Origin of the sequence: Burkholderia mayonis, assembly GCF_001523745.2 — a bacterium.
Taxonomy (GTDB): Bacteria; Pseudomonadota; Gammaproteobacteria; order Burkholderiales; family Burkholderiaceae; genus Burkholderia; species Burkholderia mayonis.
Genome location: NZ_CP013386.1, coordinates 1266889 through 1286139, shown reverse-complemented (window position 1 = coordinate 1286139; position 19251 = coordinate 1266889). Strand labels below are relative to the sequence as shown.

Sequence of the window (19251 nt, the reverse complement as noted above, 5' to 3'; positions counted from 1 at the left end):
CATCATGACGACACTGCAAGCCAACAACCCAACCGCCCTTGCCGCGATCTCGCTGTCCGACGACGAGCGTCAACCGTGCGAGATCTGGACCCGCGTGATGGGCTACCACCGTCCCGTGTCGTCGTTCAACGTCGGCAAGAAAGGCGAATTCCACGAGCGCCAGTACTTCCGCGAACGCGAGTCCGGCGAAGTCGCGCTGCGCGCCGCGGCGTAAGCTCACCGCTCGCGCGATGAATCTCGCTCTCGCCCGGCGTCATCCGCTCAAGGTGGGCGGGCTCGTCCCGTTCACCGCGACCGATTATCCCGGCCAGTTCGCAGCGGTCGTGTTCGTGCAGGGCTGTCCGTGGCGCTGCGGGTATTGCCACAATCCGCACCTTCAGGCGCGCTCGCAACCGGCCGAATTCGAATGGGACGCGCTGCTCGCGTTCCTTGCGCGCCGGGTCGGCCTGATCGATGCGGTCGTGTTCAGCGGCGGCGAGCCGTCGATCGATCCGTCGCTCGCCGCGTCGATCGACGACGTCAAACGGCTCGGATTCAAGGTCGGCATGCATAGCGCGGGCACGCATCCGAGGCGGCTCGCGCATCTGCTGCCGTCGCTCGACTGGATCGGACTCGACGTGAAGGCGCCGTTCGACGACTACGCGCGCACGACGCGCGTACGCGCGAGCGGCGGCCATGCGCGACAAAGCCTCGAAGCGGTGCTCGCAAGCCGCGTCGCGTACGAATGCCGGACGACCGCGCATCCCGACCTGCTGCCCGAGCCGGCGCTGCTGCGCATCGCGCACGAGCTCGCGGATCTCGGCGTCGAGAATTACGTGCTGCAAGTGTTCCGCACACAAGGATGCGACGACGGTACGCTGAATGCGGCGTCGCTCGCCGGCTATCCGAGCGACGCGCTGCTCGGGCGGCTCGATCGTCTATTTGTGAATTTTTCGATTCGGCGCGGTTGAATCGGCCGGCGCGCGTTCAGTGGCGACGGCGACGCATCGCTGCCGCCGCTCGATTGCCGATCGATTCGGAAAGCTGACGAGCCGACCGCACTTCGCTCGGCATGGATCAAACTTTGTCGTGCAGTTCGGCGTCGATGTCGGCGCCCATGTCGACGCGCGCCGGCTCGGGCTCGTGTTGCGCAAGCTTCAACGCCTCGCGCCGTGCAAGCGAAAGAACGCGATTCGCATCGTCCGGATCGAAATCCTCGTGAAAACGCTTCCTGACGCCATGCTCGCCGAGTTGCAGATGCGCATCCGGAACGATCCCGTGCCGCTCGAGGCTCCTCTTCGCGCATACGAGCAGGCAGCCGTCGATCACGAGAATCGGCCGGCCCGAATGCGCGACCTTCAGTAGCGACGGCACGTCGCCACCGATGCCCGCAATGCACGACATCTCCGCGTCGCCGCCGCGGTCGAGCCGCACCGCGACGTGATTCGCGAGTTGCGCGACGTTCGAACATCCCGAGCAGGAATAGACGAGCGGCAGCGTTTTCGTTTCGTTCTTCATCCCGTTCTCTTGATCGGCTGTCTGCCCGGTTCGCGCGCGCAGGTCAGTCGGGCATTCCGCTGCGCTCGATCGGCCGCTGGCGGAACAGCCGCGTCGGTAACCATTGTTCGAGCGAAAACACCGACAGGTCGATCGCGTCGAGCGAGTTCTTCACGAGCAGTCCGAGTTCGGTATCGCCTTCCATCGTCAGGCGCCGGCTGAAGAACAATGTGTCCGGGTCCTCGCGGCGCTGCGACAGCAGATAGAAATCGTAGGCAGTCGCGCCGATCGTCAGGTCGACGTCGCCGCGGCCGGGCAGCGGCGAGAACGCGCCGCGCCGGCAGACGAAATCGAATGCGATACCCGCATCCTTCACCTGGATGCGCAGCGGACGATTCTCCAGCAACGCAAGCGTCTCCGCGGGCAAGTGCTTGCGCAGCACGAGATTGATCCCGCCCGCGAGCAGCATCGACCCCGGATACGCGGGCAATGTCGACAGCAGCTTGCCGAGCGCGGGCGGCAATTGATAGATCGGGGCATTCATCGCGGATTCCTCACAAACCAATCGAAAGCGGCGCGGCGCATGCCGCGCCGCGGCTTCAATGCGCGACGCGCTCGAGGCCCGGCTTGCCGTGCCAGTAGCCGTTGCACGACGTCTCCGGCATCCGCTCGTCCAGCGCCGCGAGCGCGTCGCGCATACTCGTGCGGCCGTTCAGGACGCCGTGGAACGCGTCGATCACGCCGGCCATGTGCTGCGATTGCGGACTCAACCTCACGACGTCGACGTTCAGCGCACGCAGCGCGTCGAGCTCGTCGATCAGATTGTAGACGCGCGCGGACTGCGTCGAGATGCCGTTGAGCACGAGGAACGGCTCGCCTTCGCGCGTGTGCAGCGGCAAGCCGTCCGGATGCTCCATGCACACGTACTGGCAGTTGTCCTTCGGAAAATTGCGATTCCTCGCGGTAAAGCAGCGTGCGGAGAACGCAAGCGGAATGCGCCCGTAGGCGAACACTTCGGTCTGCAGATGCTCCGGCCGCTCGGCTTGCATCTTCGCGAGACCCGCTTCGCTCATCTCGGGCGGCATCACCCAGCGGCGTGCGCCGAGCTCCGCGAGCATCGCGAGCGTCGGCGGGTTGTAGACGTTGAGCCACGGTCCCGCGACGAACGCGCGCGGCGCGTTGCAGCGCACGGCGCCCATGTCGTTCGTCTCGACCAGATAGCGGCCGTTCTCGACGATCTCGCGCATCGTCTTCAGATCGCGGCCCGATTCCAGCAGCACTTGTGTCGACAGCACGACCTCCTTGCCGGCCGCGGCCAGCATGTCGGCGATCTCGAGCCAGTCCGCGAAGCGCAATTCGTGACGGCGCGAACAAACCGTCTCGCCGAGATAGACGATGTCGACGGGCGTCTCCGACATCGCCTGATAGAACTGCATCGTCGCGACGCGCGGCCAGTAGTACTGCACCGGCCCCAAAGCAATTTTCATGATCCTCGCTCCCGCATTCAGGCATGCGCCGTCATGCGTTTCATTTCCATGGCCGGTGATAGGCGCCGAGCGTATGCTGCTGCCCTTCCGCGACCTTGTTCAATTCCGTCATCCAGGCGGGCTTCACGTAGTAGCGCGCGAGGTTCGCCGCACACTGATCGATCGCGTCGCGCCACACGCGCGTCACTTGCGCGACGTATGCGGGACTGCGCTGCCGCCCTTCGATCTTGATCGCGCGCACGCCGATCTGCATCAGCTTCGGCAGCAGCTCGAGCGTGTTCAGGCTCGTCGGCTCCTCGATCGCGTAGTAGCTTTCGTCCTCGACCGTGAAGCGCCCTTTGCAAAGCGTCGGATAGCCGGCGTTCTCGCCGTCCGCGTAACGGTCGATCAGCACGCCGTTCAGCCGCGACTCGAGGCCGTCCGGCGTCTTCTGCCAGCGCACCGATTTAGCGGGCGAGCACACGCCCCGCGTGTTCGGCGATTCGCCCGTCGCGTACGACGACAGCGCGCAACGCCCCTCGACCATCACGCACAGGCTGCCGAAGCCGAACACCTCGATCTCGACCGGCGTATTCCCGGCAACCTGCTCGACCTGCGTAAGCGACAGCACGCGCGGCAACACCGCGCGCGCGATGCCGAAGTGCTCGTGATAGAAATTGATCGCCTCGTAGTTCGTCGCAGAGCCCTGCACCGACAGATGCAGCCGAAGTTCCGGATAGCGCCGGTGCGCGAAGCGCATGAGCCCCGGATCGGCGACGATGATCGCGTCGACGCCCGCGTCCGCCGCGCGGCCGACCGCCTCCTGCCAAGCCGTCCAGCCGTCAGGCTGCGGATACGTGTTGAGCGCGACGAGCACCTTGCGGCCGCGATCGTGCGCGTAACGGATGCCGGTGTCGATCGCCTGCGCATCGAAGTTCAGGCCCGCGAAGTTGCGTGCGTTCGTCGCGTCGCGAAAGCCGAGGTACACGCAGTCTGCGCCGTTGTCGACGGCGGCCTTCAGCGCGGGCAGGCTGCCCGCGGGACACACCAGTTCGATTTGCGCGGCGTCGGTCGCGGAGTGACTGCTTTGCGTCATAGCGTGACGGCTCCATCAATGAGAGGAGAAACCGCTCGCGGCATGCCGTCGAGCGGCGGGAATGGACATCGCCCGGATCGAAGCGCCGTCAACCCAGCGCGGGCAGCGGCACATGCGCCGACTCGGGCGTTTCGGCTACGGCGACTGCGGGCTTCGCGCCCGTCAGCAGATAGTCGATCAGCTCGCGCGCGGAACGGATCTCGTGACCGAACGGCAGCGTTTCCGAGCCGCGAAAGAACAGGCCGCGCTTGATGTCGCCCGCGAGTGCGAACGCGAGCCGCGTATCGATGCAGAACTGGCCTTGCTTCGCGATGCCGTCGCGCAATCCGCATTGCTGCAGGCAGTCGAAGCCGACCAGGCACTTGCGTGGCTTCGCCGCGCGCTGAAACTTCTTTTCCCGTTCCAGATAGTTCGTGAGCCACGGGGTGCGCACCGCACGCGCGGGCAAGCCCGCGACGCTCATGAACGTGACGATGTCGTCGGGTCCCGCTTCGACGAGCATCTTCTTGAAGTTCGGATGCGCGTCGCCTTCTTCCGTCACGGCGAACGGCGTGCCGAGCTGCGCCGCGCTCGCGCCGAGCGCGAACAGTTGCCGCACCTGCTCATGGCTGTGGATGCCGCCCGCCGCGATGAGCGGAATGCGTTCACGCTCGATGCCGAGTTCCTTGAACAGTTCGAACGTGCCTTCCAGCACGGCGGGAAATGCGAAATTCGGATTGCTCAGGCTGTCCGTCGTCGGCGCGCCGAGATGACCCGCCGCGTAGCGCGGATTCTCGATGACGACGGCGTCGGGCAGACGGTTCTTGCGCATCCACTTCTTCAGCACGAGCCCGATCCCGCGTGCATCCGACAGGATCGGAATCAGCGCGACGTCGGGAAAATCGGCGGTCAGCTCCGGCAAGTCGAGCGGCAGGCCCGCGCCGACGACGACCGCATGCGCGCCACTCTCGCACGACTGCCGCACGTACGGCGCATACTCGGACAACGCGCGCATCACGTTGACGGCGACGAGTCCGCTGCCGTTCGCGAGCGACTTCGCCGCACGGACCTCGCGATCCAGCGCTTCGAGATTCGCCGCATCGATGAGCGCGCGGTCGCGCGAGCGGCCGGTGCGCGCCATCAGATCGGGGTGATGTCGACGCAGGTCGACACTCGAGATCGTGCCGCACGCGCCGAGCGACGCGACGGTGCCGGCGAGCCGACGCGCGGACACGCCGACGCCCATCCCGCCCTGCACAATCGGCAGCAACGATCTGCCCTTGATCACGAGATTTTCGAATGCGGTTTTGACGGCGGACACGGCGAATTCCTGAAAGGGGCGGCTTACGCCCGGTGCATAAGTGTGCGGCCGAACCCGTTTCCGTCGCCTTAATCCGCGTCAAGATCTCTGTCCGGGCCGCGACCCGGACCGGGGTTATGATCAGAATACCGAAACATGACCGCGTCGCGTCGCCGCGCCTTCGTGTCGCGGCCGTGCGAAACGGCCGCCGCGCACGTTCTCGACGCCGCGCTCGGCCGGCATCCTCTCCGACATGCAGCGCAAACTCGAACTCGACCATTCCCCCGCGCTGAGCGCACCGCTGCGCTTCTTCATCAGCGCGCCGCTGTTCGCGATCGTCGCGGCAGGCGTGCTGCTGTGGGCCGGACCGGATGCGTTCGCGTCGCGGTGGTCGCCGTATGCGCTCGCGCTCGCGCATCTGTGCGCGCTCGGCATGCTCGCGACGACGATGATCGGCGCGATGATCCAGATCATGTCCGTCGCGGCCGGCATCCGGATCGCGTCGCCCGTCGCGAGTGCGACCGCGATCCACGCATGCCTGACGCTCGGCACGCTGCTGCTCGCGGCGGCGTTCGCGTGCGCGGCGCCTGCGTTGTTCGCGCCCGCCGCGCTCATGCTCAGTGCGGCGTTCCTCTGGTTCGCGCTCGCATGCGGGATCGGCTTCGCGCGCCACTGGCGGCGCATGCCGGCAGGCGCTGCGAGCGTGCTGCGCACCGTGCGCCTCGCGTTGACCGCCCTCGCGGCGACCATCGCGCTCGGCGTATCGCTCGGGCTCGCGCTCGGCTGGCGTCTGCCCTTCTTCTCGATCGCGCGCGTCGATCTGCACGCGACCTGGGGGCTCGCCGGATGGGTCGGGCTGCTGACGATCGGCATCTCATACCAGCTCATCCCGATGTTCCAGGTGACCGAACCCTATCCGCGCATCATCACGCGCTGCCTCGGCCCCTGCGTGTTCGCGCTGCTCGGCGCGGCGTCGATCGTCGCGCTCGGTTTTGCCGGCCGCGTCGGCTTCGCCGCCGATGCGATCCGAATCGCGCTATATGCGGCGTACGCGGCATTCGCAGCGCTGACGTTCCGTCTGCTGTGGTCCCGCAAGCGCACCGACGCCGATACGACGACGCTGTTCTGGCGCACCGCGACGGCAAGCGTCGGATGCGGCGGTCTGCTCTGGATCGCGCATGCGGGCATCGGCGGCCGCGACGTCGCGGTGACGACCGGCGTGCTGCTGATGATGGGCGGCGCATGGTCGGCAATCAACGGCATGCTCTACAAGATCATCCCGTTCCTGCTGTGGTATCACGCGCAGAAGTCGAGTGCGAACGCCATCCCCGCGCTGCCGAAGGTCAAGGACATGCTGCCGGACCGCATCGCCCGCCGGCAATTCTTCGTGCACGTCGTGGCGCTGCTGCTGCTCGTCGCCGCGAGCGTAACACCCGGCGCATTCGCGCGGCCGGCCGCCGTCGCGCTCGGCGTGTCGACCGGCTGGCTCGCCGTCAACATGCTCGGCGCGCTGCGGCGCTACGCGCAAGTCCGGCGGCGAATCGCGTCAATACTGCATCTCCGAGCGTAGACGGCTCACGTCGGGAATGAAGATGTCGCGGCCGTTGACGACGACGAGCTCACGCGTGCACAGATCGCGCAGCACGCGCGAGAAATGCTCCGGCGTGAGATTCAGCCGCGACGCGATCGCCTTCTTGCCCGTCTCTAGGCGAATCTGCAAGCCGGACTCCGCGGGCACGTCGGTCTGTTCAAGCAGATAGCTGATCACGCGCTGCGTACCCGAGCGCAGCGAATACGTCTCGACGTCGACAACCAACTGATGCAGCCGCATGCTGAGGCTCGCGAGCATCCTGCGCGCGAACACCGGATTGTGATCGAGCTCCTCGATCACGGCGGCCTTCGTCACGTGCAGCAGCAGCGTGTCGGTAAGCGCCTTCGCCGTCACCGCGTACGGCTTGTCCATGAACATCACCGCTTCGCCGAAACTGTCGCCCGGCCCGAGCAGACGCACGATCTTCTCGATCCCGAGCGGCGAGAACGAACTCAGCTTGATCTGGCCGTAGACGATCATGTGGAAACCGCCGCACGAATCGCCGCGGCTGAACACCGTCTGCCCGCGCGGCGCCTGCACGCGCATCGTGCCGCGCGCGAGATGGTCGAGCTCGCCGCGCGAAAGCGCGCTGAAAAGCGGCAATTTCGAGAGGAAGTCCTGTACGGGAATCTTGCTTTCTTTCATCACGCCCCCTGACTAGATCAGCTTCGAATAGGACGCCGAAGCGGGCCGGCCGAGATAGCCGTCGAACACCATGCCGATCGCGCGCACGAACATGCGCCCCTTCGGCGTAATGGCGATTCGGTCGGCGTCGATCGTCAGCAGGCCCGCTTCGCGATAGGGCTCGAGCTGCGCGAGCTCGGGCGCGAAATGCCGTGCGAAGTCGATGCCGTGTTTGCGGCCGATCGCGGCGAAATCGAGCGGCATGCTGCACATCGCCATCATGATGACGTCGCGCCGCAGCAGATCGTCGGGCGTCAGCGCGAAGCCGCGCTCGATCGGCAGACGTCCGGCGTCGAGATGGCGGTAGTACGTCTTCAGCGAGCGCGTCGATTGGCTGTACGATGCGCCGACCTTGCCGATCGCCGAGATGCCGAAGCCGATCAGATCGCATTCGGCCTGCGTCGTATAGCCCTGGAAATTGCGATGGAGACTGCGTTCGCGCAACGCGTTGCTCAGCTCGTCGGTCGGCTTCGCAAAATGGTCGAGCCCGATGTATACGTATCCCGCATCGAGCAGCCGCCGCATCGATTCGATGAAGATGCGCAGCCGATCCTCGGCGAGCGGCAGCTCCGGCTCGACGATCAGGCGCTGGGCCTTGAAGCGGCTCGGCAGATGCGCGTAGTTGTAGACCGCGATGCGATCGGGCGACAGCCGGATCACCTCGTCGAGCGTGCGCGAGAAGCTCGCGGGCGTCTGCCGCGGCAGTCCGTAGATCAGATCGATGTTGATCGACTCGAAGCCGGACGCTCGGCTCGCGGCGAGCGCGCGCTCGACCATCGGCAGCGGCTGGATGCGATGCACCGCTTCCTGAACGGACGGATCGAAATCCTGCACGCCGAAGCTCGTCCGATTGAAACCGAGCTCCGCGAGCGCCTGCAGCGTCTGCTCGTCGACCGTGCGCGGATCGATCTCGACGCCGAGCTCCGCGTGCGGCGCGAAATCGAAGTGGCTGCGCAGCGCACGCATCAGGCGCGCGAGCTCGCCGATCGCGAAGAACGTCGGCGTGCCGCCGCCGAGATGCAGTTGCGTCGTCACGCGGTCGCGGCCGAGATGCGGCGCGACAAGCTCCATTTCACGGATCAGGTAGTCGACGTAAGCGCTCGTCCGGCTATGGTCCTGCGTGACGATCTTGTTGCACGCGCAGAAGTAGCAGAGCGACTCGCAGAACGGCAGGTGCAGATAAACCGACAACGGCGGATTGCGCTCGGCCGTCGCGCGGCGTGCAAGATGCTCGCGGTACGCGCTCTCGTCGAATGTATCGGAAAACCGGTCGGCCGTCGGATACGACGTGTAGCGCGGCCCTTGGCGATCGAAGCGCCGGATCAGCGCTTCGGAAATCTGAACGTCCGCGAACGCGGACACGTCGTGGTGGGGAGCGGGCGCGGTCGTATCCGTGCCGTCGTTCGAATGCGTCGTGATGTCCATCTGCTTGTACCCTGGCATGCCGCGCGAAACGCCGGCGTTCCATTGTCAGGCGAGCGGCACGGATGGACTTGATGCAAATCAACCTCCGACGTTGCACGCGCGCCGCTTGCGGCGCGGCGCACGTGTACGCTGATGGGCTGACCGTCCGCTACGCGAGCACGAAGCGCCCGACGAGCTGTCCCATGTGTTCGGCCTGTTCGCGCAGCGACGCGCTTGCTGCCGCCGACTCCTCGACGAGCGCCGCGTTGCGCTGCGTCACTTCGTCCATTTGCGTGATCGCCGCATTGACCTGCTCGATCCCCTCGCTCTGCTGCTCGGACGCCTTCGCGATTTCGTTGACCACGGTGTCGACGCTGCGGATCGACGCGTTCACGCTGTGGATCGCATCGTCCGCACGCTTGAACAGCGACGAGCCGTCGGTCACGTGTCTGATCGACTCGTGAATCAGCTCCTTCACGTCCTTTGCCGCGGTCGCGCTGCGATGCGCGAGCGCACGCACCTCGCCCGCGACGACCGCGAAGCCCTTGCCCTGCTCGCCCGCGCGCGCCGCCTCGACGGCCGCGTTCAGCGCGAGAATGTTGGTCTGGAACGCGATGCCTTCGATCACCGACACGATCTCCGCCATCTTGTTCGAGCTGTCGTGAATCTTCGTCATCAGCGACACCGCACGCCCCATGATCCGACCGGTGTCCGCCGCGCGTTCGGACGCCTCGGCGCTCAGCGAGCTCGCATGCGACGCGTTCGACGCGGTGTGGCGCACCGTCGACGTCAGCTCTTCCATGCTCGCAGCCGTCTCCTCGAGCGACGCCGCCTGCGTCTCGGTGCGGCCCGACAAGTCGAGATTGCCGGCCGCGATCTGCTGGCTGCCGACCATCACGGAATCCGCGACGCGACGCGTCTCGGTCAGCGTCTGCGCCCAGACGTCGAGCAGCGCGTTAAAGCCGTCCTTGATGAACGCGAATTCGTCGCTCCCGCGCACCTCGAGACGCGCGCGCAGATCGCCGTCGCCGGCCGCGCGCATGCAGCCGGACAATTGCGCGACGTCGTCGTGCGTCGACATCGCGAACGCGACGAAGAGATACAGCGCGCACGCGACGAGCGCGACGCTCAGCGCCATGACCGCGATCACCTTCGTCTGCTCAGCGTGCGCGCGCTCGGCGAGGCGCTCGCGCAATTGCTGTGCGAGCACGCCGTGCGTGCGGTATAGCGCATCGATCGCGTCGGTGCCTCGCTGGAAGTATGTTTTCGCGTCGATCGCCGCGTCGCCGCCCGCGAGCGACGCCACGGTGCGCTGAAATGCCGCGACCGCGCCGAGATCGACACCGTCCAGCGCGTGCGCGCCGCCGCTGCCGCCGAGCCCCGCTTTCATCCGCTCGAGATGATGACGGATCACGCTCATCTGCTCGGCGAGGCCCATTGCGCGCGCCGCGAGTTCACGCTTGTCGGCGTCGCCGAACGAGCCGCCGCTCAGCGCGGCCGAACCCTTGCCACGCAGCACGCCGACAGTCTCGGCGGCGCCCGGCAGCACGAACAGCACCGAGTCGATCAGGTGATAGCTCGATGCATCCGGATCAACGCCCAACTGCGACGCGACCGCGAGGTCCTTCTCGAACAGGAAGATCGAGTGTATGACTTCGGTATGCGAATTAAAAAACTCAGCGGCGGGCCTATCGAGTCCGCCCGCCGCCGCCTTCGCATATTGGCTCGCGAGCGCGTCGACCGGCGCGACGACGTCGAATCTGCCGGTGCCGCGCACCTGCTGCTTCAAGGTCGACGCGAAGCGATCCGCGGTTGCGTTCGCCGCAGCGAACTTCGCGCGCATCGCGTCGTTGCCCGCGAGCACCGACGCGCCCGCGCCGCGCCGCATCTGCACCGCTTTCAGCAGATCCTGCGTCGTTTCGAGGATCGTGATGCCGTCGCGTTCGCTCTGCGTCGTCGCATACGCGTGAAGCGCGGTGGCGAGCGTCGCATAGAGCGCCGCGACGAGCGGCACCATGAACAGCACGGCGAGAATCGCGAGCTTCCTGGGCAATTTCAAGTGCGCCATCACGCGCATTCCAGGTCCAAATAATTGCTTGCTCATTCCTGCCCCTTTTCGATGTGATGAGACGACCGTATCGGCCTCAGTGCTGTATACGGATCGATCGGCCCGAGACTTGAATAAAATCAATCATCGGATATCGGCATCGAAAATTTCACCGCATCGTACAAATTGCGCCGCGCGCGACCGAAGCCGTTGTCGGCGGCGGCGCGAAGCACGTCAGCGACACGTACATGCTTCGGAACTTTGCGCACACCGCGTCATTTGCGCGCATCCGACGCGACGCCGGCCGCGCCATGCGTCGCTATGCCGCGAACGCGCTAATGCTCGGTGTCCCCGATCATCGTTTGATGCAGATCAAAAACGGCGCTCGATGTGGGATTCCGGCAACGCGCGATGCCGACGAACGCCGGCGCGCCGTCGCTGCATCGTGCATGTCCGGGGCCGTGCCGTTCAGGCCCAGTCGTCTTCGGCTGCCCGCATCGCTCGCGACTACCGCGAAATCGCGACCCGTCGCCGCGCACTAACCCGCGCACTAACCCGCGCACAAACGTTGGACCTGCATCGATTCACACACTAAGATACATCGCAAATACATCTTAAACGGAGCGCCAACGTGAAGATCCCTCTCGCGACCCATCAACCGACTCGACAGCCCGCCGGCCTGCCGGTGCTGCGGCTCGGATTCCGGCCGTTCTACCTCGGCGGCGCGTATTTCGGGGCCGTCTCGGTCGCGCTCTGGCTCGCGTCGCTGCACGGCTATCCGATCGCCGGCCGGACGCCCGGCATGAACGGCCTCGTCTGGCATGTGCACGAGATGGTGTTCGGCTTCTCGACCGCGATCATCGCCGGCTTTCTGCTCACGGCGATCCGCGCGTGGACGTCGTGCGATACGCCGCATGGCGCGCAGCTCGCCGCGCTGTGGCTGCTGTGGGCGGCCGGCCGCCTTCTCGTCTGGGCGGGCCCCGAACCGCTCGCCGCCTTCGTCGACTCCGCATTCCTGCCGATCACCGCGGTCATTCTGTTGCGCGTGCTGCTCGCCGCGCGCAACTATCGCAACGTATTCCTGACCATCGCACTCTTTCTATTCGGTATGCTGAACATGCTCTTTCATTGGTGGGCCGCGCACGAACGCTTCGATCGCGCGCTGCAGGCTGCATATGCGGCCGTCGGCTTCATCATGCTGTTCGTCGTCGTGATCGGGGGGCGCATCGTTCCGACGTTCACGATGAACGCAGTTCCCGGCTTCGCGGTGAAGCGCTGGAAATTCGTCGAGACGTTGGCCGCGCCCGTCACCGTACTCGCGCTCTGCGCGGATGCGACGAACTTGCCCACCTCGCTCGTCGCCGCGATCGCGTTCGCGGCGGCCGCGCTGCACGCGATGCGCGTCGTCGGCTGGCGCTCCTGGCGCGTCGGCGCACGGCCTATCCTGTGGATCCTGCATGTCGCGTATGCGTGGGTGCCGATCGGCTTCGCGATGCTCGCGCTTGCCGCGCTCGACGTCGCGCCGCACTCGCTCGCGATTCATGCGCTGACGGTCGGCGTGATCGGCTGCGCGATCGTCGCGATGATCACGCGCACCGCGCTCGGGCACACGGGCCGGCCGCTGCGCGCCGGGCCGACCGAGATCGTGTGCTACTGGCTGCTGATCGCGGCCGCGCTCGTGCGCGTGTTCGGGCCGTGGCTCGCGCCCGATGCGACGAGCGTCTGGGTCGATCTGGCGGGTGCGTGCTGGGTGGCGGCGTTCGCCGCATATGGGCTGCGCTACACCGGCTTCCTGACGTCGTCGCGCATCGACGGCAAGGCGGGTTGAACCGTCGATTCGTCGCGGCCCGACTCGTGACATCCGCACGGTTCGGCTGCAGCAGAGCGGGCGTCGAATGCCGCTTGCGCATCGATCGAACGATGAGAGACACGCGTTCCGATCGAGACGGGCTTCGAACGTTTTTCGATCTGATCCAGCTCAGCTTCGACGCCCTGCGAGAAACCGCGTCGCGCTAGCGTATATCCCGAGCGTGTTGCCGTCCGTCGCGGTAGCACGTTGACGAGACACGGCCCGTGACGCGCGCAATCCGGCTCCGCCTCGCATCTCACTTTCAGGTCGTAAAGACACGACTCGAAACAGGGTCTCCGCTCGATCACTTGCGGCTCGCCAAATAGATGCATACCATATACAGCAATTAGATTCCAAACCGAACCGAGCCGCGTCCCGCGTTCCGTTCCGAACCGCATCGTCGCGGCCGCCCTGCGCTACACGGATTCGCCCATGCCCAACGTCGACCAAGCCATACCGCTCGCACGAGCGCTCGAACAATCGTATCGGCACGGATTCGTGACCGACATCGAATCCGACTCGCTGCCGCCCGGTCTCGACGAGAACGTCGTCCGCGAGATTTCGCGCCGCAAGCGCGAACCGGAATTCCTGCTGAAATGGCGGCTCGCCGCGTTCGGGCGCTGGCTGACGATGTCGCCGCCCGATTGGGGCAAGCTGCGCATCGCGCCGATCGACTTCCAGGCGCAGTCGTACTATTCGGCGCCGAAATCGCTGAAGAACCGACCGAAGAGCCTCGACGACGTCGATCCGAAGCTGCTCGAGACCTACGAAAAACTCAACGTGCCGCTGCACGAGCGCGCGCGGCTCGCCGGCGTCGCGGTCGACGCGGTGTTCGACTCGGTGTCGGTCGGCACGACGTTTCGCGAGCAACTCGCCGAAGCGGGCGTGATCTTCTGTTCGTTCTCGCACGCGGTCGAACATCATCCCGAGCTGATCGAGCGCTATCTCGGCACCGTGGTGCCGCCCACCGACAATTTCTACGCGGCGATGAATTCCGCCGTGTTCTCCGACGGCTCGTTCGTCTACGTGCCGGAAGGCGTGCGCTGTCCGATGGAACTGTCCTCGTACTTCCGGATCAACGCGCAGAACACCAGCCAGTTTGAACGGACGCTGATCATCGCCGAGCCCGGCAGCCACGTCAGCTATCTCGAAGGCTGCACCGCGCCGCAGCGCGACGAGCATCAGCTGCATGCGGCCGTCGTCGAGCTCGTCGCGCACGACGGCGCGCACATCAAGTATTCGACCGTGCAGAACTGGTATCCGGGCGACGAGCGCGGCATCGGCGGCATCTACAACTTCGTGACGAAGCGCGGACTCTGCGCGGGTGCGCGCTCGCACATCGCGTGGACGCAGATCGAAACGGGATCCGCGATCACGTGGAAGTATCCGAGCGTCGTGCTGCGCGGCGACGAATCGAGCGGCGAATTCCATTCGATCGCCGTATCGAACCACTGCCAGCAGGCCGATACCGGCACGAAGATGATCCACCTTGGCCGCAATACCCGCAGCCGGATCGTGTCGAAGGGGATCAGCGCCGGCCGCGCCCAGAACAGCTATCGCGGCCTCGTGCGCGTCGCACGCAGCGCCGCGGGCGCGCGCAACCACACACAGTGCGATTCGCTGCTGATCGGCCCGCAGTGCGGCGCGCACACGTTCCCGTACATCGAGAGCGCACGCCGCGACGCCGTCGTCGAACACGAGGCGACGACGACGCGCATCTCAGAAGACCGCCTCTTCTATTGCCAGCAGCGCGGCATCGATCCGCAGGAAGCGACGGCGCTCATCGTCGGCGGCTTCTGCCAGGCCGTGCTCGAAGCACTGCCGATGGAATTCGCACTCGAAGCGAAGGCGTTGCTCGCGGTGTCGCTCGAAGGCGCCGTCGGCTGATCTCCAAACGTGGCGAACCGAGGAAGAACCATGAATCAATCCGAACCCCTGCTGCAGGTATCCGACATGAGCGTCGACGTCGCCGAGCGCCGCGTGCTGCAATCGGTGTCGCTCGACGTGCCGGCAGGCGCGCTCGTCGTGCTGATGGGCGCGAACGGCAGCGGCAAGAGCACGCTCGGCATGACGCTCGCGGGCCATCCGGCGTATCGCGTCGCGCGCGGCCGCGCGCGATTCGCCGGGCAGGACCTGCTCGCGATGAGCGTGCAGGACCGCGCGCGCGCCGGCCTGTTCCTGTCATTCCAGGCGCCGCCCGACATTCCCGGCGTAAAGAACAGTCTCTTCATCCGTACCGCACTCAACGCGATGCGCGAGGCGCGCGGCGATAGCGCGCTCGATGCGGTCGATTTTCTCGGCGAGGCGCGCGCGGCCGCCACGCGCGTCGGCTTGTCCGATGCGATGCTCAATCGTTCGATGAACGAAGGTTTCTCGGGCGGCGAGCGCAAGCGCAACGAGCTGCTGCAGCTCGCGCTGCTGCGCCCGCGGCTCGCGATGCTCGACGAGATCGACTCGGGGATGGACGTCGACGGCGTGCGCGCGGCGATCGATCTCATCGGCCGGCTGCGTGAGCAAGGCGCCGCGTTCGTGATCGTGTCGCATTATCTGCAGATGATCGAGTCGCTCGCGCCCGACGCCGTACTGCTGCTCGATCGCGGCCGCATCGTCGAATCCGGCGATCTCGGCCTCGCGCGCGAGATCGCCGCAAAGGGTTTCGTTCGCTCCGACGCGCTCGTGGAGGCCTGACGCGATGACGACGACAGACACCGACAGGCTCGCCGCCCGCCGCCAATTGTCGGCACACGGCTGGATCTCCCGCCGCGCCGAATCGTTCCGTCATCTGCCGCCGCCCGCCGCCGATGCGTGGCTCGGCGACAACGTTCACGGCGCACACGCGACCGATCTGCCCGCCGCACGCGCCGGCTGGATGCTCGCACCCGTCGGTTCCGGCTCGCTCGAGCATGTCGATGCATGCTGGCTGAGCGCCGCCGACCCTGCCGAGCGCGCCGCGCTATTCGAGGGTCTGCCGACGCAACCCGGCGACGACGCCGCACCGTTTTTCTGGGCGCATCGCGCGCTATGCGAAGCGGGTCTGCGTCTGCGCGTCGGCAGCGGGCCGGCGCGCCGCACGCCGACGATGCTGCAGCTTCGGCTGCAGCCGCACGCGGGCGTCGAAGCGCCGCTCGTCGTGATCGACGTGCTGCCCAGCGCGCACTGCATGCTAATCGAGTCGCACGAGCACGATCTCGCGGGCCGGAACGGCCCCATCACGCAGAATTTGCATGCGTACGTCCGGCTCGGCGCCGGCGCGTCGCTCGACCATCTGCGCATCGCGACGCCCGGCGCGCACGACCGGATCGCGCATCACGTGCACGTCCGGCTCGAGCGCGATGCGCAATATCGGCAATCGCTGCTTGGCGCGGGCAGCGACTACCACCTGCAGCGCACCGTGCTCGACCTGCGCGGCGAACGCGCGCTCGCGCGCGCGTCCGGCGTGCTGTTCGCATCGGCACGCGCGAAGCTCGAGCAGCAAGTGTGCGCTGCACACGCCGCAGCGCACACGCAAAGCTCGATCGATACGCTCGCGCTCGCGAGCGGCGACGCTCAGATCGTCGCGAACGCGTTTTCGTCGATTGCGGCAGGCGCGTCGGGCGCCGACCTTCGGCAGCGTCTGAGCGGCATTCCGACGAGCGGCGAGCCGCGCGTCGTGCTGCGACCGCATCTCGAGATCCATCACGACGACGTGCAGGCGGCGCACGGCGCGACGTGGGGCGCATTGCCCGACGACGCGCTCTTCTACGCATGCCAGCGCGGCCTCGATCAGCGCGGCGCGCTGGCGATGATCGTCGCCGGGATGGCGCGCGCGGCGCTCGCGCGCGGCATCGACACGCCCGGCATACTGGAGACGCTCGGCGGCGACGCGCTGCTCGCACGCGAAGTCGCACGGCACCTCGCTGAACAACCGGAGAGCCATCATGGGTGACATGCTGCGCTCCTCCACGATGGCGAGCGCGTTTCCGGCGCTCGCGCAGCGCATCAACGGCGTGCCGCTCGTCTATCTCGACAACGCGGCGACGACGCAGATGCCGCAGTCCGTCCTCGCCGCGATGCGCCGCTTCGGCGAGCGCGATCGCGCGAACATTCATCGCGGCGTCCATACGCTGAGCCAGCGCGCGACCGACGCGTACGAGCGTGCGCGGGAGACGCTGACGCGCTTCGTCGGCGCCGGCGCCGATCACCTGCTCGTCTTCACGTCCGGCACGACCGACGCGCTGAATCTCGTCGCGCAAGGCCTGTCGCTTCCGGGCCACGCGCCCGCGGTGCTGCGCGAAGGCGACGAGATCGTCGTCAGCGCGCTCGAGCATCACGCGAACCTCGTGCCGTGGCAGATGGCCGCGCGCCGCTGCGGCGCGCGATTGCGGATCCTCCACGCCGATCCGCAAGGCCGTCTGCATGTGAAGGATTTCGAACGATTGCTGACGCCGCGCACCCGCGTGTTCGCGGTCACGGCCTGCTCGAACGCGACGGGCGAGCGGCCGCCGTACGAAGCGCTGCTCGCGGCCGCGCGCGCGGCGGGCGCGCTGACGGTGCTCGACGCGGCGCAGGCGGTCGGCCACGAAGTACCGGATCTGTCGACGCTCGCGTGCGACTTCGTCGCGTTCTCCGGCCACAAGATGTACGGGCCGATGGGAACGGGCGCGCTCGCCGGCCGCCGTGACGCGCTCGAGCAACTCGTCCCGCTGCGCTTCGGCGGCGACATGGTGAGCTGGGTCGGCGAAACGGACGCGATATTCGACGCATTGCCGGCGCGGCTCGAAGGCGGCACGCCGAACGTCGAGGGCGTCGTCGGGATGGCGGCCGCCGCCGATTACATCGACGAAATCGGCCATGCGACGATCGACGCGCACGTGCGCGCGCTGCGCGATCACGCGGCCGCGGGCCTCGCGGCGCTCGACGGCGTGACCGTGCTCGCCGAGCATGCATCGTCGGCGATCGTGTCGTTCGTCGCCGACGGCGCGCATCCGCACGACATCGGCACATTGCTCGACGAGCGCGGCATCGCGGTGCGCACGGGCTACCACTGCGCGCAGCCGCTTCTCGAGCGGCTCGGCTGCGGGCCGACGACGCGCGCGTCGTTCGCGCTCTACAACACGCACGACGAGGTCGAGCGTCTCGTGGCCGCCGTCGCGCAAGCACTGAAGGTATTGCGATGAATTCGACTTCCTCCCCCGCTGCGCCCACCGACGCGCAAAGCACGCTCTATCAGGAGCTCATCGTCGAGCACAAGCGTGCGCCGCGTCACTTCGGCAAGCTCGGCGATCCGACGCACGAAGCGCGCGGACACAATCCGCAATGCGGCGACGACCTGAAGGTGCAGTTGCGCATCGAAGGCGGCCGGATCGGCGACATCCGCTTCGACGGCCACGGCTGCGCGATCTGCATCGCGTCCGCGTCGATGATGACGGAGGCCGTGATCGGTCGCGACATCGAAGCCGCTCGGCAGTTGCAGCAGCGATTCCGCGCGGTGCTGACGGGCCAGGCCGAGCACGACGAAGCGTATCTCGGCAAGCTCGCGAGCTTCGTCGCCGTGCAGCGCTATCCGAGCCGGATCAAATGCGCGCTGCTCGGCTGGCATGCGCTCGCGCACGCGCTCGGCACGCCCGCGGCCGCTTCGTTCGATCAGGAGTCGCATACATCATGAGACAACCGAAAGAAACCGTCGTCGTGCAACGAGCGGTCGCCGTCGAATGCGTGCCGTCCGGCGCGCCGCTCGACATTCCGGCGGGCACGATCGCCGAAGTGACGCAGGCGCTCGGTACGAACTTCACGCTCGTCGCCGGCGGCCAGACGGTGCGGCTGCGCGGCGCGGATGCGGACGCGATCGGCCGGATTCCGCCCGAGACGATCGACGCGCCGGACGACGTCTCGCCGGACGAAGCCGGAGCGTTCATCTGGCAGACGCTAAAGACCTGTTACGACCCGGAGATTCCGGTCGACATCGTCGAGCTCGGCCTCATCTACGCGTGCACGATCGAGCCCGCCGAGCACGATCGACTGCGTGTGTCGATCACGATGACGTTGACGGCGCCCGGCTGCGGAATGGGCGAAGCGCTCGCCGAAGAAGTCGCCGACAAGGTGCTCGCGCTGCCGTTCGTCGGCGAGGTCAACGTCGACATGGTGTTCGATCCGCCGTGGAATCGCTCGCGACTGTCGGAGACGGCGATGCTGATGCTCGGTCTCTGATGCGAAAGCGCCGTCGCAATGAAGTGACGAAACGCTGAAGCCGATCGCTCGCATCTTCCCGCCCGCGCTCGCGGGCGTTTTCTCTATCGGGATCGACGGCTTCGAAGCCAGGCGAAACGATGCCGCTTCGCGCGGGAGCATGGTGGGCCGCACGACACACCGATGCCCGCCCC

18 protein-coding genes are annotated in these 19251 nt (G+C 66.8%); 10 read left to right on the top strand and 8 right to left on the bottom strand.

The window, feature by feature from the left end; genetic code table 11:
* Nucleotide 1: 1 nt before the first annotated feature.
* Together nrdD and WS70_RS06470 are read left to right on the top strand one after the other, a co-directional pair.
* A complete protein-coding gene (nrdD, locus tag WS70_RS33420; protein WP_082716550.1) occupies nucleotides 2-214 on the top strand; it encodes an anaerobic ribonucleoside-triphosphate reductase in 213 nt (70 codons plus the stop codon).
* A gap of 16 nt (nucleotides 215-230) precedes the next feature.
* Nucleotides 231-950, top strand: a complete 720-nt coding sequence (locus tag WS70_RS06470) for an anaerobic ribonucleoside-triphosphate reductase activating protein (RefSeq protein ID WP_059473856.1) — start codon at nucleotides 231-233, stop codon at nucleotides 948-950.
* Nucleotides 951-1056: 106 nt separating this feature from the next.
* Here the strand turns inward: WS70_RS06470 and WS70_RS06465 are convergent, their stop codons facing one another.
* The 5 genes from WS70_RS06465 to WS70_RS06440 all read right to left on the bottom strand — a co-directional run bounded on the left by WS70_RS06465 (nucleotide 1057) and on the right by WS70_RS06440 (nucleotide 5338).
* On the bottom strand, nucleotides 1057-1497 hold the full coding sequence (locus tag WS70_RS06465; RefSeq protein ID WP_059473857.1) for a putative zinc-binding protein: 441 nt from the start codon (nucleotides 1495-1497) through the stop codon (nucleotides 1057-1059).
* A 43-nt stretch (nucleotides 1498-1540) separates the two neighbouring features.
* A complete protein-coding gene (gene ubiT / locus WS70_RS06460; RefSeq protein ID WP_059473858.1) occupies nucleotides 1541-2020 on the bottom strand; it encodes a ubiquinone anaerobic biosynthesis accessory factor UbiT in 480 nt (159 codons plus the stop codon).
* A gap of 55 nt (nucleotides 2021-2075) precedes the next feature.
* Nucleotides 2076-2963: a U32 family peptidase gene (locus tag WS70_RS06455; protein WP_059596536.1), complete on the bottom strand. Its 888-nt coding sequence runs from the start codon at nucleotides 2961-2963 to the stop codon at nucleotides 2076-2078.
* 40 nt (nucleotides 2964-3003) lie between these two features.
* The gene (ubiU, locus tag WS70_RS06450; protein ID WP_059473860.1) at nucleotides 3004-4038 is read right to left on the bottom strand and encodes a ubiquinone anaerobic biosynthesis protein UbiU; all 1035 of its coding nucleotides are present in this window, start codon (nucleotides 4036-4038) and stop codon (nucleotides 3004-3006) included.
* A gap of 88 nt (nucleotides 4039-4126) precedes the next feature.
* Entirely contained in the window at nucleotides 4127-5338 is a 1212-nt protein-coding gene (locus WS70_RS06440; protein ID WP_059596537.1) for an NAD(P)H-dependent flavin oxidoreductase, read from the bottom strand.
* A gap of 232 nt (nucleotides 5339-5570) precedes the next feature.
* On the opposite strand from WS70_RS06440, the gene WS70_RS06430 reads away from it, so the two are divergent.
* The gene (locus tag WS70_RS06430; RefSeq protein ID WP_059596538.1) at nucleotides 5571-6887 is read left to right on the top strand and encodes a hypothetical protein; all 1317 of its coding nucleotides are present in this window, start codon (nucleotides 5571-5573) and stop codon (nucleotides 6885-6887) included.
* Here the strand turns inward: WS70_RS06430 and WS70_RS06425 are convergent.
* The 3 genes from WS70_RS06425 to WS70_RS06415 all read right to left on the bottom strand — a co-directional run bounded on the left by WS70_RS06425 (nucleotide 6864) and on the right by WS70_RS06415 (nucleotide 11100).
* Complete coding sequence (locus WS70_RS06425; RefSeq protein ID WP_059596539.1) at nucleotides 6864-7553, bottom strand: Crp/Fnr family transcriptional regulator; 690 nt, start codon at nucleotides 7551-7553, stop codon at nucleotides 6864-6866. The two genes, WS70_RS06430 and WS70_RS06425, sit on opposite strands and share 24 nt — an antisense overlap.
* Nucleotides 7554-7565: 12 nt before the next feature.
* The gene (gene hemN / locus WS70_RS06420; protein WP_059596540.1) at nucleotides 7566-9017 is read right to left on the bottom strand and encodes an oxygen-independent coproporphyrinogen III oxidase; all 1452 of its coding nucleotides are present in this window, start codon (nucleotides 9015-9017) and stop codon (nucleotides 7566-7568) included.
* A 148-nt stretch (nucleotides 9018-9165) separates the two neighbouring features.
* Nucleotides 9166-11100, bottom strand: coding sequence for a methyl-accepting chemotaxis protein (locus WS70_RS06415; RefSeq protein WP_059596541.1), 1935 nt, complete (start codon nucleotides 11098-11100; stop codon nucleotides 9166-9168).
* A gap of 574 nt (nucleotides 11101-11674) precedes the next feature.
* Between WS70_RS06415 and WS70_RS06410 the strand changes: the two genes are divergently transcribed.
* The 7 genes from WS70_RS06410 to sufT all read left to right on the top strand — a co-directional run bounded on the left by WS70_RS06410 (nucleotide 11675) and on the right by sufT (nucleotide 19078).
* Entirely contained in the window at nucleotides 11675-12871 is a 1197-nt protein-coding gene (locus WS70_RS06410) for an NnrS family protein (RefSeq protein WP_059596542.1), read from the top strand.
* Between the two features lie 453 nt (nucleotides 12872-13324).
* On the top strand, nucleotides 13325-14779 hold the full coding sequence (gene sufB / locus WS70_RS06400) for a Fe-S cluster assembly protein SufB (RefSeq protein ID WP_059473868.1): 1455 nt from the start codon (nucleotides 13325-13327) through the stop codon (nucleotides 14777-14779).
* Between the two features lie 30 nt (nucleotides 14780-14809).
* On the top strand, nucleotides 14810-15580 hold the full coding sequence (gene sufC / locus WS70_RS06395; RefSeq protein ID WP_059596543.1) for a Fe-S cluster assembly ATPase SufC: 771 nt from the start codon (nucleotides 14810-14812) through the stop codon (nucleotides 15578-15580).
* Between the two features lie 4 nt (nucleotides 15581-15584).
* Nucleotides 15585-16817, top strand: coding sequence for a SufD family Fe-S cluster assembly protein (locus WS70_RS06390; protein ID WP_059596544.1), 1233 nt, complete (start codon nucleotides 15585-15587; stop codon nucleotides 16815-16817).
* Nucleotides 16810-18048 carry an aminotransferase class V-fold PLP-dependent enzyme gene (locus WS70_RS06385; protein ID WP_059596545.1) on the top strand — a complete coding sequence of 413 codons (1239 nt, stop codon included), beginning with the start codon at nucleotides 16810-16812 and terminating at the stop codon, nucleotides 18046-18048. Before WS70_RS06390 ends, WS70_RS06385 begins: the two co-directional genes overlap by 8 nt.
* On the top strand, nucleotides 18045-18536 hold the full coding sequence (gene sufU, locus WS70_RS06380) for a Fe-S cluster assembly sulfur transfer protein SufU (RefSeq protein WP_059473872.1): 492 nt from the start codon (nucleotides 18045-18047) through the stop codon (nucleotides 18534-18536). The genes WS70_RS06385 and sufU overlap by 4 nt, the downstream gene beginning before the upstream one ends.
* Nucleotides 18533-19078 (top strand): putative Fe-S cluster assembly protein SufT, encoded by a 546-nt coding sequence (gene sufT, locus WS70_RS06375; protein ID WP_059473873.1) that lies wholly within the window; start codon nucleotides 18533-18535, stop codon nucleotides 19076-19078. Before sufU ends, sufT begins: the two co-directional genes overlap by 4 nt.
* The last annotated feature ends 173 nt before the right edge of the window (nucleotides 19079-19251 follow it).